The sequence below is a fragment of the Burkholderia sp. AU19243 genome (assembly GCF_018148075.1).
GTDB classification, from domain to species: Bacteria; Pseudomonadota; Gammaproteobacteria; order Burkholderiales; family Burkholderiaceae; genus Burkholderia; species Burkholderia latens_A.
In genome coordinates this window covers 144,051-157,115 of the sequence record NZ_JAGSTV010000003.1, presented here as the reverse complement: position 1 = coordinate 157,115, position 13,065 = coordinate 144,051, and the positions used below count along the sequence as shown (strand labels likewise).

The following is a 13,065-nucleotide window of genomic DNA, read 5'->3' as shown; positions in this document are numbered from 1 at the left end:
GCGGCGCGCACGCCGGCGAAAAGCGGCCGCGCCGCCCGGCCCGAGGCGGCCTGCGGGCCGCCGGCACCGCGTGCCGGCAAGCACGCCGGGAAGCGCCTGCCACGCCCCCCCGCGCCGGTGGCCCTGATCTTCCGCCGCCCGCCGTCGGGCGGACATTCCGATCATTCGAAATTCATTCCCGATGTCCAATCCGTCCGCCACGTCTTCCCGCATGAGCGCGCCCGAACTGCGCGCGACCACGTCGCTCGCGGCGATCTTCGCGCTGCGCATGCTCGGCCTTTTCATGATCATGCCGGTGTTCTCGGTCTACGCGAAAACCATTCCGGGCGGCGACAACGTGCTGCTCGTCGGGATCGCCCTCGGGGCCTACGGCGTCACGCAATCGCTGCTGTACATCTTCTACGGGTGGGCGTCGGACAAGTTCGGCCGCAAGCCCGTGATCGCGACGGGGCTGCTGATCTTCGCGCTCGGCAGCTTCGTCGCCGCGTTCGCGCACGACATCACGTGGATCATCGTCGGCCGCGTGATCCAGGGGATGGGCGCCGTATCGTCCGCGGTGCTCGCGTTCATCGCGGACCTGACCTCCGAGCAGAACCGCACGAAGGCGATGGCGATGGTCGGCGGATCGATCGGCGTATCGTTCGCGGTCGCGATCGTCGGCGCGCCGATCGTGTTCCACTGGGTCGGGATGAGCGGGCTGTTCGCGATTGTCGGCGTGCTGTCGATCCTCGCGATCGGCGTCGTGGTGTGGATCGTGCCCGACGCGGCGAAGCCCGTGCATGTGCCGGCGCCGTTTGCCGAAGTGCTGCACAACGGCGAGTTGCTGCGCCTGAACTTCGGCGTGCTCGTACTGCACGCGACGCAGACCGCGCTGTTCCTCGTCGTGCCGCGCCTGCTGGTCGACGGCGGGCTGCCGGTCGCCGCGCACTGGAAGGTGTACCTGCCGGTAATGGGGCTCGCGTTCGTGATGATGGTTCCGGCGATCATCGTCGCGGAGAAACGGGGCAAGATGAAGCCGGTGCTGCTCGGCGGCATTCTGGCTATCCTGATCGGCCAATTGTTGCTCGGCAGCGCACCGCATACCATCCTGATTGTGGCTGCGATCCTGTTCGTGTACTTCCTCGGCTTCAACATCCTGGAAGCGTCGCAGCCGTCGCTCGTGTCGAAGCTCGCGCCAGGTTCGCGCAAGGGTGCGGCCACGGGCGTTTACAACACCACGCAATCGGTCGGGCTCGCGCTCGGCGGCATCGTGGGCGGCTGGCTGTTGAAGCACGGCGGCGCGAACACCGTCTTCTATGCATGCTCGGGGCTCGTCGCGGCGTGGCTTATAATCGCGGCCAGCATGAAAGCGCCGCCGCGCAAGGCCTGAACTCACTTTTCGGGCGCGCAAGCGGCGACGCTTGCGGGCTTGCCCGGCGGGCTGCTCCGGCGACATTCGCGGGCGGCCCGGCATCGAATTTACTGGAGAAACACATGGCATCCGTCAACAAGGTCATCCTCGTCGGCAATCTCGGCGCCGATCCTGAAGTCCGTTACCTGCCGAGCGGCGACGCGGTTGCGAACATCCGTCTCGCGACCACCGACCGCTACAAGGACAAGGCGAGCGGCGATTTCAAGGAAATGACCGAGTGGCACCGCGTCGCGTTTTTCGGCCGTCTGGCCGAGATCGTCAGCGAATACCTGAAGAAGGGTTCGTCGGTCTATATCGAAGGCCGCATCCGCACGCGCAAGTGGCAGGGCCAGGACGGCCAGGATCGCTATTCGACCGAGATCGTCGCCGACCAGATGCAGATGCTGGGCGGCCGCGGCGGTTCGGGCGGCGGCGGTGGCGGTGGTGACGAGGGCGGTTACGGCGGCGGCTATGGCGGTGGCGGCGGCGGCGGCCGCGGCGGCGAGCAGATGGAACGCGGCGGTGGCGGCGGGCGTGCCGGCGGCGCCGCACGGGGCGGTGCAGGCGGCGGCCAGAGCCGTCCGAGCGCGCCGGCAGGCGGCGGCTTCGACGAGATGGACGACGATATTCCGTTCTAAGCCCAACGTCGGTTCCTGCCGAAACGACAGGCCCGAACGTCTACGCAGAATCAGTAGTTCAGCGTGGACCTTCGGGTCTTTTTTCGTTTACGCGTCGTTCGATCGGGCCCCAACCGTTGTGCGTCGGGACGGGGGCGTGCACGTCGACGGCGCCGCCGGGCGGCGCAGACTTGAGGGCTCTCCGCGGCAGCGCAGGCCGGCGGGATCGTCCGCTGGCCGCCCGTTTCGGATGGCCCGAAAAAACGAAACCCGTTACGCTTCCGTCACGATCGCAACGAGATTGCTGACGCGCTCGACCGATTTCCCGCCCTTCGGCCAACGGACCAGCGCGTCGCCGCCGTGAATCGACAGGATCACGCCGTCGCTGCGATCCACAGCGCCCGTAAACGTGACACGGTTAACTTTTGCGGCGGGCGAAAACGAACCTGCACGGCGGCCCGGCAGCAGATCCATCAGGAACGAAAATACGGGGTACACAACCACTCCTTTACAGGCTTGACTAAGGGTTTTCCCGTATTTTAACTGCGACAATGTTGCGCCGCAACATGGCACCTTTTTTCGGCGCTTGTCGTGCGCGGGGGCCCGACGTCATTGCTCTTCACTGCGCCCATTTCCGCATCGGAACGCATATCTGACCGATGTCATGCGGCCGCCACGATTGACCGGCTAAGCTGATTCTTTCGGCATTTCGAGCGAAGGAGACGCAATGCGGCGGGTCGTATTCAACCAGAAGGGCGGCGTGGGCAAGTCGACCATCGTCTGCAACCTGGCGGCGATCAGCGCGCACGAAGGGCTGCGCACGCTCGTGATCGATCTCGACGCGCAAGCGAACTCCACGCGCTACTTGCTCGGCGACCGCGCGACCGACGCGCAGCCGGGCGTGGCCGACTTTTTCGAGACGGCGCTGACGTTCAACTTCCGGCCGGTCGACGTCGCATCGTTCATCCATCCGACGCCATTCGACGGCCTCGACGTGATGCCCGCGCATCCGGACCTCGACACGCTGCACGGCAAGCTCGAGTCCCGCTACAAGATCTACAAGCTGCGAGACGCGCTGAACGAGCTCGATGCATACGATGCCGTCTACATCGACACGCCGCCCGCGCTGAACTTCTACACGCGCTCGGCGCTGATCGCGGTCGAGCGCTGCCTGATTCCGTTCGACTGCGACGACTTCTCGCGCCGCGCGCTTTACACGCTGCTCGAGAACGTGAAGGAGATCCAGCAGGACCACAACGCGGCGCTCGAAGTCGAAGGGATCGTCATCAACCAGTTCCAGCCGCGCGCGAGCCTGCCGCAGCGGCTGGTCGACGAACTCGTCGACGAAGGGCTGCCGGTGCTCGAGTCGCGGCTGTCGGCGTCGGTGAAGATTCGCGAGTCGCATCAGCAGTCGAAGCCGGTCATCCATCTGGAGCCGGCGCACAAGCTCGCGCAGGAGTTTCTCGCGTTGCATCGCGAATTGGCGGGCTGAACGCTTCCACGGCGCAAGCCGCAATTCGTGCGATTATTAAATCGGTTATTGATAATACCGATAACGATTTCAGTACTCTAAAAAACGATTTCCCCGAATCCTCTGCGCGTAATACGTACATGACTGTATTCCAATAGCGGAAATAATGACGGGGTAAATGTTGCGTCCGGACCCGGTGCGCGATCCCGTAAAAAAGTAAAAACCTTTTATAATCAAGTCTTAGGCGCGAAGTTGGAACACATTCTGTTTCGGCCCTCCGCCAGCCAGAACGGTATATAAGGGTTTTCACCTAGCATTAATTCAATTTAATTCACAATCAATGCCTCTAGAATGACCTTCCTCGACTTCTCGCATTCAATCGATTTGCGGGTGGCGAATAAGGAAGCGGACCACGATCCGACTTCCATTTTCTTTACGTTATCTCTCGCATTGCTAACAGGAGCGTGACCGATGTCCGTATTTGCCCCCGAAAAATTCGCCGCCGATTACCAGTCCGGCATTGCCGCGTGGTTCGCGATCGCCCGTCCGGCAATCAATGGCTTCGAAGCCGTGGTTGAACTCAACCTGCAAGCGGCCAAGACGGCGCTCGAGGAATACGAGGACAAGCTGAAGAACGCGTTCAATGCGAACAACCCGGTCGCGAGTTTCGCGCAGCAGGTTGCCGCGCCGCAGGAAGCTGCCGGCAAGGCCGTCGCTTACGGCCGCCATTTGTTCGACATCGCGGTGTCCACGCAGGCCGAATGGGCGAAGGTCGCGCAGGCTCAGTACGAGCAGACGGACAAGCGCGTGAAGGACGTGGTCGGTGAGCTGACGAAGCATGCGCCCGCCGGTTCGGGCGCCGTGGTCGCCGCGCTCAACTCGGCGCTGACCGCGGCGACTGCCGCGGCCGATTCAATGCGCGCCGCGACCGGGCAGGCGATCGAGGCCGCGCAAAGCGGTTTCGACGCGGTCACCGAAACGACGGCGCGCAGCGCCAGGCAGACGGCCGCCGCCGCGCGCAAGGAAGCGGCTTCGCGCGACACGGCGGCCTGAGCGCGATTCACGCGACACGACACGACCGAAAGCGGCGCGGGCGGGCGCCGATTGCCGCGTGTGCCACGCGACGATCGATGAAGCGCCCGCCGGCCCAGCGTGACCGGCCGCGGCCCGATCGTGCGGAGGCGTCGCGCGCGCAAGCGTGCGGCCGTTCCTCCGCATTCCCGGCCGCGCGGCGCATCTGCGCCGTCCGGTTCGGGCACGCACACGGATCGACCCACTGACTTCAATGCAGGAACAGAACATGACGGACGTAGTGATCGTATCGGCCGCGCGGACCGCGGTCGGCAAATTCGGCGGCTCGCTCGCGAAGGTTGCGGCACCGGAGCTGGGCGCGACGGTGATTCGTGCGGTGCTGGAGCGTGCGGGCGTGAAGCCCGACCAGGTGAGCGAAGTGATCATGGGCCAGGTGCTGACGGCGGGCTCCGGGCAGAACCCGGCGCGCCAGTCGCTGATCAAGGCCGGCCTGCCGAATGCGGTGCCGGGCATGACGATCAACAAGGTGTGCGGTTCGGGCCTGAAGGCCGTGATGCTCGCGGCGAACGCGATCATTGCGGGCGATGCGGAGATCGTGATCGCCGGCGGCCAGGAAAACATGAGCGCGGCGCCGCACGTGCTGCCGGGCTCGCGCGACGGCTTCCGGATGGGTGATGCGAAGCTGGTCGACACGATGATCGTCGACGGGCTGTGGGACGTGTACAACCAGTACCACATGGGGATCACCGCGGAGAACGTTGCGAAGGAATACGGGATCACGCGCGAGGAGCAGGACGCGTTCGCGGCGCTGTCGCAGAACAAGGCGGAAGCCGCGCAGAAGGCCGGCCGTTTCAACGACGAGATCGTGCCGGTGGCGATTCCGCAGCGCAAGGGCGAGCCGGTGCAATTCGCGACCGACGAATTCGTGCGCCACGGCGTGACGGCAGAATCGCTGGCGGGGTTGAAGCCCGCGTTCGCGAAGGACGGGTCGGTGACGGCGGCGAATGCGTCGGGGCTGAACGACGGCGCGGCGGCGGTGCTGGTGATGTCGGCGCAGAAGGCGGCGGCGCTGGGTCTGACGCCGCTTGCGCGGATCAAGGCGTACGCGAACGCGGGCGTGGATCCGAGCGTGATGGGCATGGGCCCGGTGCCGGCGACGCGCCGTGCGCTGGAGCGCGCGGGCTGGACGCCGGGCGACCTGGATCTGATGGAAATCAACGAAGCGTTCGCGGCGCAGGCGCTGGCGGTGCACAAGCAGATGGGCTGGGACACGTCGAAGGTGAACGTGAACGGCGGGGCGATCGCGATCGGCCACCCGATCGGCGCGTCGGGCTGCCGGATCCTGGTGACGCTGCTGCACGAGATGGTCAAGCGCGACGCGAAGCGCGGGTTGGCGTCGCTGTGCATCGGCGGCGGGATGGGCGTCGCGCTCGCGGTCGAGCGCGACTGAGCGGGTTCTGAAGGTCATGCACGCGTGCGGCGCCAACCTGCGCCGCACACGCGCGAAGTGCGCTTCGCGCGGGACAAGCTGCGAACAACAAGCGTGATGTTCCGATGCGCGCCGCGTCCGCGTGGCGGGCGGAGCGCGTCGCAGCGGCGGAGCCGGCGGCATCAGCAGTGCCGCCGCTTCGCATCATTGATTAATTTACTTGCCGGTGAATAATAGGATGACTAAGCGAATTGCAGTTGTGACGGGCGGGATGGGCGGTCTGGGCGAAGCGATCAGCATCCGGTTGAGCGATGCTGGCCACCGGGTCGTCGTCACGTATTCGCCGAACAATACCGGCGCCGATCGCTGGCTGACCGAGATGCATGCGGCCGGCCGCGAATTCCGCGCATATCCGGTGGACGTGGCCGATTACGATTCCTGCCAGCAATGCATCGAGAAGATCGTCCGGGACGTCGGTCCGATCGATATCCTCGTGAACAACGCGGGCATCACGCGCGACATGACGTTGCGCAAGCTCGACAAGGTCAACTGGGATGCGGTGATCCGCACCAATCTCGATTCCGTGTTCAACATGACGAAGCCGGTGTGCGACGGCATGGTCGAGCGCGGCTGGGGACGCATCGTCAACATCGCGTCGGTCAACGGCTCGAAGGGCTCGGTCGGCCAGACCAACTACGCGGCCGCGAAAGCCGGCATGCACGGTTTCACGAAATCGCTCGCGCTCGAAATTGCGCGCAAGGGCGTGACGGTGAACACCGTGTCGCCGGGCTACCTCGCGACGAAGATGGTGACTGCGATTCCGCAGGACATCCTCGACACGAAGATCCTGCCGCAGATTCCGGCGGGCCGGCTCGGTCGACCGGAGGAAGTCGCCGCGCTGATCGCGTTTCTATGCTCGGAGGATGCCGGCTTCGTGACGGGCTCCAACATCGCGATCAACGGCGGCCAGCACATGTGCTGAAGCGCAGCGGCCCGGGCGGCGCTTGCGCGTGTCCGGGCCGTGCTCCCGCTGTATCGAGCGCCGGAGCGGCGCGCGTGCGCGGTGACGGAGCGCGGCGCCGGTTTGCCGCGCACGCGGCAGGCAAATTCGCCCCGCGCTACGGCCCGGCAACCGCTGCACGCACGCCGCACCGGCTTCGCATTCCGGAGGCGGCATGGGTGAAACCTGGATGGGACTCGCGATCGGCGGCTCGGCGCTGGCCGTCGCGTTGACGATGGCGATCGCGCTTCACTGGCTCGAGCGGCGTCGCGCGCGACTGTTGCGCAACTTCGATCATCGCGATTGCTGGTTCATCGCGTACGGCAAGCGCCTTGCGCGCGGGCCCGCGCGTGGGACGCGTGGCGGCAGCGCGCGATGACGCCGGCGGCGCGGCAGCCGCGCGTTCGGCGTCGTGCCGCATCCCGCGCATCCGCTTGCGGAGCGCGGGATCTTCACGCTCAATCGTTGCGCTCGTGCGTGCCGTCGCCCGAATCGTTCTTGTGAAAGATCCGCTTCGTCGTGCGTTTGGTGGCATCCCAGCCCTCACGCGATGCATGCGCGATACCGTGCCCGACCGCCTTTGCAGCGCTCGCGGTCGCATGGCCGAAGCTGCGCGCGGCTTCGCCGGTTTTGTGCGCGGCTTCCTTCGAGTCTCGCTTGATGTCCTGCTTCACTTCCGACATGTCCGCGTGCGCGATCGGGCTGATCAGCGCAAGAACGAACGCGGTGCGAATGAACTGACGTGCTTTCACGACCTGGCTTTCCTGGGTTGATTCATCGAGGCTCCGCGCGCCCGGCAGGCGGCGGAACGAATGCGCCGGCGGCCGATGCGTCGAGCATCACCGCGGCGCGGCCGCTGAACAGCACGCGCTCGCCGCAGCGCAGCGCGAAGCCGTACAGCACCGGGCGGTCGTCGCCGCCGATGCGTTCGGCGTCGACGGTCAGCGGCAGCGCGAACGCGTCGAGTCGATCGACGAATGCGTCGACGTCGCGCATGCTCGCCAGATAGCCCGCGCGCGGGCGCGCAGGCTCACGCGGCGGTCGCGTTCCCCTTTCAGCCGCTTGCCCGGACACGGCGACTGATTGCCGGTTCATTGCCGGTCCGCGAAGCAATATCTTCGTTAATTACGATTCGCTAAACAATAAGCATGTCATGCGATGTAAACATCTGGTAATTTTCTGCCGGATTATGCAAAATCGCCGCTCCCAAATACTAACTACCGAGGGATCCGGGATGCATATCAAGAAAGCGGCGGCAGCGTGTGGCATGGCGTTCCTGTTGAGCGCATGCGGCGGCGTGCAGAATCTCGACGCGAACAGCCTCACGTCGGCGGGGACCAACCTGTTCAAGGCAGCGACGCTGTCGGACAGCGACATCGCGGCACTGTCGAACGACTCGTGCAAGGCGAGCGATGCGGAATCGAAGATCGCGGCGCCGAACAGCGCGTATGCGAAGCGCCTGACGAAGGTGATGAAGGGCTTCGGCGACATGACGCTGAACGGCCAGAAGATCAACTACAAGGTCTATCTGACCAAGGACGTGAACGCGTGGGCGATGGGCAACGGCTGCGTGCGCGTGTACAGCGGCCTGATGGACATGATGAACGACGACGAACTGCGTGGCGTGATCGGTCATGAAATGGGCCACGTCGCACTGGGTCATTCGAAGAAGGCGATGCAGACGGCGTACGCGGTGAGCGCGGCGCGCACCGCGGCCGGCGCGGCTTCGCCGGGCGTTGCGGCGCTGACGAGCTCGCAGCTCGGCGACATCACCGAGAAGTTCATCAACGCGCAGTTCTCGCAGACGCAGGAAAGCGCGGCCGACGACTACTCGTTCGACCTGATGAAGCAGAAGAACATGAACCAGAAGGGCCTCGTCACCGCGTTCCAGAAGCTCGCGCAGCTCGATGGCGGCAAGAGCTCGATGATGAGCTCGCACCCGTCGTCGACGAGCCGTGCGCAGCATATCCAGGATCGCATCGCGAAGGGCAGCTGATCGCCGGCCGGCGCCGGGGCGACCCGGCAGCCGCGACGACGATGTCCATGCAGAAACCCCCACGCGCTCGCGGGCGTGGGGGTTTCTTTTTTTCAGCGGCCGGGAAAGTGGTGCGCAAAGCGCCGGTCCGCGCCGCCTCGCCGGCTGCTTACGGCACCATCCCGGGCAGTACGTATGCCTGCACCAGCGTGATCAAACCGACGATCACCGCGAACAGCAGGCTGTGGCGCACCGTGAAGCGAAACAGCTCGGACTCCTTGCCGACGAGGCCCGTCGCCGCGCATGCGACCGCGATCGACTGGGGCGAGATCATCTTCGCCGTCACGCCGCCCGTCGTGTTCGCGGCAACCGCGAGCGTCTCGGGCACGCCGAGCTGATGCGCGGTCGCCTGCTGCAGCGAGCAGAAAAGCGCGTTCGACGACGTGTCGGAGCCGGTCAGGAACACGCCGAGCCAGCCGAGGAACGGCGAGAAGAACGGGAATGCGGCGCCGGTCGCGGCGAGCATCAACGCGAGCGTCGACGACATCCCCGAGTAGTTCGCGACGAACGCGAACGCGAGCACGAGGCCGATTGACAGAATCGGGCGCGTGAGCTCTTTCAGCGTTTCGCCGAACGTGACGAGCGCGTCGCGCGGCTTCATCCGCAGCAGTGCCATCGAGATCAGCGCGGTCACGAGGATCGCGCTGCCGACCGCCGATACGAGATCGATCTTCATCACCGCATCGAGCGCCTTGGGCGTCGCGGCGATCGGCGCAGTCTTCACGATCAGCTGATCGAGCCCGGCTACGTGGAACTTCAGCACGGTCGATGCGAGCGCGCCGTGCACGGCGAACAGCGCCTTGAACGGCGCGAGGCTCCACACGGTGACGACGGCCGTCAGGATCAGAAACGGCGACCACGCGCGCACCGTCTGCCCGAACGTGTACGGCGACGCGCGGCGGCTCGAGCCCGAACCGCCGTCGCCCGCGCCGAACCCGGCGAGCGCCGCAGCGCCGCCGGACACGACGATCCCGCCTGCCCTCTGCGTCGCACTGCTCGGCTGCCAAATCTTCAGGAACGCCGCGAGCGACACGAGGCTGACGAGCGAAGACGTGATGTCCGGCAGCTCCGGCCCGATGTGGTTCGACGTGAAATACTGCGTGATCGCGAAGCTGCCGCCGGCGACGAGCGCGGCCGGCCACGTCTGCCGCACGCCGCGCAGCCCGTCCATCATGAACACGAGCCAGAAGGGCACGGCGAGCGACAGCAGCGGCAGCTGGCGGCCGGCCATCGCGCCGATGTGGAACGCGTCGAGGCCCGTCACCTGCCCGGCGACGATGATCGGAATGCCCATCGCGCCGAACGCGACCGGCGCGGTATTGGCAATCAGACAGAGCCCGGCTGCATGCAGCGGCTTGAAGCCGAGGCCGACGAGCAGCGCGGCCGTGATCGCGACAGGTGCGCCGAAGCCGGCCGCGCCTTCGAGGAACGCGCCGAACGAGAAGCCGATCAGCAGCATCTGCAGCCGCTGGTCGTCGGTGATCGACAGCACCGACGCCCGGATCACGTCGAACTGGCCGGTTTTCACGACGATCTTGTACAGAAACACGGCCGCGACGATGATCCACGCGATCGGCCACAGGCCGTACGCGAACCCGAAGCCGGCCGCCGCGAGCGCCTGCGGCACCGGCATCCGGTGCGCGAGGATCGCGACGCCGAGCGACAGCAGCAGCGTGATTGCCGCGGCGACGTGCCCCTTCATCCGCAATGCGGCAAGCGCGACGAAAAAGAAGATGATCGGAATTGCGGCGACTAACGCCGACAGCCCGAGGCTGCCGAGCGGCGTATAGATCTGATGCCAAACCTGCATGGGTGTCTCCTCCATGGATTTCTATCGGTACGGGAAACCGCGCACGCGAACGAGGACGCGGCCGTCGAGACGGCAACCGACGCGAAGCTGCACGAGGCGATCGCGCTCGCATCGCACAACACGATGTTCCTGCATCTGAATACGAGCGTGATCGGGATGCTGCGCGAGCACATTTCGATCAACGTCGCCGGGATGACGACGTGCGACGAGCAGGCGTCCGAGTTGTTGTTGCAACAGCACCGTGTCGTCTGCGATGCAATCTGCGCGCACCGGCCCGAGGAGGCGCGCACCGCGATGCAGACCCATATCGACTATGTGCGGAGTCATTTCGAGCGAAGCGGCAACACGCCGTGAGATTGGTTGGACCACCGGCGCGCTGAGCTTGCGCGGCGGCCGCGTGGCGGCGCCCTGGCCCGCCGTGCGATTGACCGGTTCATCGGGCGGCTACTAGAATCGGTCGGAACTGCCCGTCAGCCGCGCGCCGCGGCGATCACGTGCCCATTGATCCGATTGTCGAGGAAGCCTCCGTGCTCACGTCTTTGATCCGGCGCGCACCGGCCGCGCTGTCGTGGCGCGCCGTGTGCCGCCCGGCCCGCGCACTGATCGCGTGTGCGCTGCTGCCGCTCGTCGCCTGCGCGACGCACCCGCCCGCCACGTCGCTCGATCGTCCGGTGTCCCACGCGCTGTCGGCCGACAGCGCGACGCCGCTGCGCGACGCGCTGGCTGCGCCGGCGGCCGCGCATCCGGGGCAGTCCGGTTTCCGGCTGCTCGCCGACGGCGCGACCGCGTTGCAGATGCGTATCGCGCTCGCGCGTGCGGCGACGAAGACGCTCGACATGCAGTACTACATCGCGACCGAGGACACGACCGGCAAGCTGTTGCTCGCCGCGGCGCTGTACGCGGCCGATCGGGGCGTGCGCGTGCGGATGCTGGTCGACGACCTGAACTTCCACGACATCGATCGCGTGATGGCCTCGCTGAATACGCACCCGAACATCGAGATCCGCGTATTCAATCCGTTCGGCGCGTCGCAGCGCGGAATGGTCGAGCGCACGGCCAACTTCCTCACGCGCATCGACAGTTTCACGCGCCGCATGCACAACAAGGCGATGATCGCGGACAACCAGCTCGCGATCGTCGGCGGCCGCAACCTCGGCGACGAATACTTCAGTGCGAGCCCGACGCTGCAGTTCCGCGATCTCGACGTGCTGTCGGCCGGGCCGGTGACGCACGACATCTCGAAGAGCTTCGACGACTATTGGGCGAGCGCGAGCAGTTATCCGCTGCGCGTGCTGAATCATCAGAAGTTCGACCCGAAAGATCTCGACGCGATGCGCGACGAGTTGCGCGAGCACTGGCGCAAGAACGCGGATCCGTACAACGCGAAGCCCCTGAACGCGACGCCGCTCGCGCAGCAGATCGCACGCGAGCAGCTCGAGCTCGTGTGGGCGCCGGCCGAATTCAAGGTCGATGCGCCGGACAAGATCGCGCGACCGACCGGCACCTACGTGAGTCCGCCGATGCAGCGCCTGGCCGAACTCGCGCGCGGCGCACGCAAGGAGTTCCTGGCGTTTTCGCCGTATTTCGTGCCGCACGACGCCGGCGTGAAGATCCTCGGCGACACGGCCGCGCGCGGCGTGCGTATCGCGATCGTCACGAATTCGCTGGCCGCGACCGACGCGATCGCGGTGCAGGCCGGCTATGCGCCGTATCGCATACCGTTGCTGCAGCGCGGCGTCGAGCTATACGAATTCAAGTCGCAGCCGGACCAGGCGCCGCCACGGCTGTTCGGCTCTCGCTCGCGTGCGAGCCTGCATGCGAAGGCATATGTGATCGACCGGCAAATCCTCGTGATCGGTTCGCTGAACCTTGACCCGCGCTCCGCGCACCTGAACACCGAGCTGGCGCTGGTTATCCACAGCCCGGTGCTCGCGGAGCAGGCCGCGGCGATCTTCGCGCGCGTCACGCAGCCCGACGAAAGCTACCGCGTGACGCTCGCGAAGCAGGCGGACGGCAGCCCGCCCGCGCTTGAATGGACGGGTACCGACGACGGCCGCACCACGACCTATCACGTCGACCCGCATGCGGGGCTGCTGCGCAACGTGATGACGGGCATCTTCACGCTGCTGCCCGTCGACGACCAGCTGTAAGGGCGCGAACGACTCCGGCAAAACCCGCGATACCGGCGTGCGGGCAAAGGTGATATCGTTGTGCACGCAACGATATCCATGACGTGACGGTCTCGGCGGCGGCTCGCGCAATGCGGGTCGGAGCCCTGCCG

The 13,065-nt window shown here is 66.0% G+C and carries 12 protein-coding genes and 2 pseudogenes; 10 read left to right on the top strand and 4 right to left on the bottom strand.

The genetic code is table 11. The annotated features are described in order from the left end of the window. Positions 1–181: 181 nt before the first annotated feature. On the top strand, positions 182–1,369 hold the full coding sequence (locus KDW55_RS06935) for an MFS transporter (RefSeq protein ID WP_040141981.1): 1,188 nt from the start codon (positions 182–184) through the stop codon (positions 1,367–1,369). Positions 1,370–1,473: 104 nt separating this feature from the next. Then, a complete protein-coding gene (locus KDW55_RS06930) occupies positions 1,474–2,028 on the top strand; it encodes a single-stranded DNA-binding protein (RefSeq protein ID WP_069241755.1) in 555 nt (184 codons plus the stop codon). A gap of 252 nt (positions 2,029–2,280) precedes the next feature. Here KDW55_RS06930 and KDW55_RS06925 read toward each other — a convergent pair whose 3' ends face one another. Then, positions 2,281–2,505: a hypothetical protein gene (locus KDW55_RS06925; protein ID WP_040141977.1), complete on the bottom strand. Its 225-nt coding sequence runs from the start codon at positions 2,503–2,505 to the stop codon at positions 2,281–2,283. Between the two features lie 229 nt (positions 2,506–2,734). Between KDW55_RS06925 and KDW55_RS06920 the strand changes: the two genes are divergently transcribed. From KDW55_RS06920 to KDW55_RS06900, 5 genes are all read left to right on the top strand, one after another. Continuing rightward, positions 2,735–3,499: a ParA family protein gene (locus KDW55_RS06920; protein WP_209821107.1), complete on the top strand. Its 765-nt coding sequence runs from the start codon at positions 2,735–2,737 to the stop codon at positions 3,497–3,499. A 450-nt stretch (positions 3,500–3,949) separates the two neighbouring features. After that, positions 3,950–4,531, top strand: a complete 582-nt coding sequence (phaP, locus tag KDW55_RS06915) for a TIGR01841 family phasin (RefSeq protein ID WP_059544732.1) — start codon at positions 3,950–3,952, stop codon at positions 4,529–4,531. A 247-nt stretch (positions 4,532–4,778) separates the two neighbouring features. Further along, on the top strand, positions 4,779–5,960 hold the full coding sequence (locus KDW55_RS06910; RefSeq protein ID WP_212160851.1) for an acetyl-CoA C-acetyltransferase: 1,182 nt from the start codon (positions 4,779–4,781) through the stop codon (positions 5,958–5,960). Between the two features lie 217 nt (positions 5,961–6,177). Further along, on the top strand, positions 6,178–6,921 hold the full coding sequence (gene phbB / locus KDW55_RS06905; protein ID WP_040141969.1) for an acetoacetyl-CoA reductase: 744 nt from the start codon (positions 6,178–6,180) through the stop codon (positions 6,919–6,921). A 193-nt stretch (positions 6,922–7,114) separates the two neighbouring features. After that, entirely contained in the window at positions 7,115–7,318 is a 204-nt protein-coding gene (locus tag KDW55_RS06900; protein WP_040141967.1) for a hypothetical protein, read from the top strand. 79 nt (positions 7,319–7,397) lie between these two features. Here KDW55_RS06900 and KDW55_RS06895 read toward each other — a convergent pair whose 3' ends face one another. Together KDW55_RS06895 and KDW55_RS06890 are read right to left on the bottom strand one after the other, a co-directional pair. Then, positions 7,398–7,691, bottom strand: a complete 294-nt coding sequence (locus KDW55_RS06895) for a hypothetical protein (RefSeq protein WP_209824622.1) — start codon at positions 7,689–7,691, stop codon at positions 7,398–7,400. Between the two features lie 22 nt (positions 7,692–7,713). Next, positions 7,714–7,965, bottom strand: a pseudogene (locus KDW55_RS06890) (3-hydroxylacyl-ACP dehydratase); the annotation flags it as partial. Between the two features lie 208 nt (positions 7,966–8,173). Between KDW55_RS06890 and KDW55_RS06885 the strand changes: the two are divergent. Next, the gene (locus KDW55_RS06885; RefSeq protein WP_040141963.1) at positions 8,174–8,935 is read left to right on the top strand and encodes a M48 family metalloprotease; all 762 of its coding nucleotides are present in this window, start codon (positions 8,174–8,176) and stop codon (positions 8,933–8,935) included. Between the two features lie 148 nt (positions 8,936–9,083). Here KDW55_RS06885 and KDW55_RS06880 read toward each other — a convergent pair whose 3' ends face one another. Next, positions 9,084–10,784 (bottom strand): lactate permease LctP family transporter, encoded by a 1,701-nt coding sequence (locus KDW55_RS06880; protein ID WP_212160852.1) that lies wholly within the window; start codon positions 10,782–10,784, stop codon positions 9,084–9,086. 33 nt (positions 10,785–10,817) lie between these two features. Here KDW55_RS06880 and KDW55_RS06875 point away from each other — a divergent pair. Then, positions 10,818–11,138 (top strand): annotated as a pseudogene (locus KDW55_RS06875) (FCD domain-containing protein); the annotation flags it as partial. A 173-nt stretch (positions 11,139–11,311) separates the two neighbouring features. Continuing rightward, positions 11,312–12,934, top strand: coding sequence for a phospholipase D family protein (locus KDW55_RS06870; protein ID WP_059548692.1), 1,623 nt, complete (start codon positions 11,312–11,314; stop codon positions 12,932–12,934). The last annotated feature ends 131 nt before the right edge of the window (positions 12,935–13,065 follow it).

Coding starts and splice junctions, on each gene's coding strand:
- KDW55_RS06880 (WP_212160852.1), bottom strand. CDS start 10,784: ATGCAGGTTTGGCATCAGATCTATACGCCGCTCGGCAGCCTCGGGCTG.
- phbB (WP_040141969.1), top strand. CDS start 6,178: ATGACTAAGCGAATTGCAGTTGTGACGGGCGGGATGGGCGGTCTGGGC.
- KDW55_RS06910 (WP_212160851.1), top strand. CDS start 4,779: ATGACGGACGTAGTGATCGTATCGGCCGCGCGGACCGCGGTCGGCAAA.
- phaP (WP_059544732.1), top strand. CDS start 3,950: ATGTCCGTATTTGCCCCCGAAAAATTCGCCGCCGATTACCAGTCCGGC.
- KDW55_RS06885 (WP_040141963.1), top strand. CDS start 8,174: ATGCATATCAAGAAAGCGGCGGCAGCGTGTGGCATGGCGTTCCTGTTG.
- KDW55_RS06935 (WP_040141981.1), top strand. CDS start 182: ATGTCCAATCCGTCCGCCACGTCTTCCCGCATGAGCGCGCCCGAACTG.
- KDW55_RS06930 (WP_069241755.1), top strand. CDS start 1,474: ATGGCATCCGTCAACAAGGTCATCCTCGTCGGCAATCTCGGCGCCGAT.
- KDW55_RS06900 (WP_040141967.1), top strand. CDS start 7,115: ATGGGTGAAACCTGGATGGGACTCGCGATCGGCGGCTCGGCGCTGGCC.
- KDW55_RS06920 (WP_209821107.1), top strand. CDS start 2,735: ATGCGGCGGGTCGTATTCAACCAGAAGGGCGGCGTGGGCAAGTCGACC.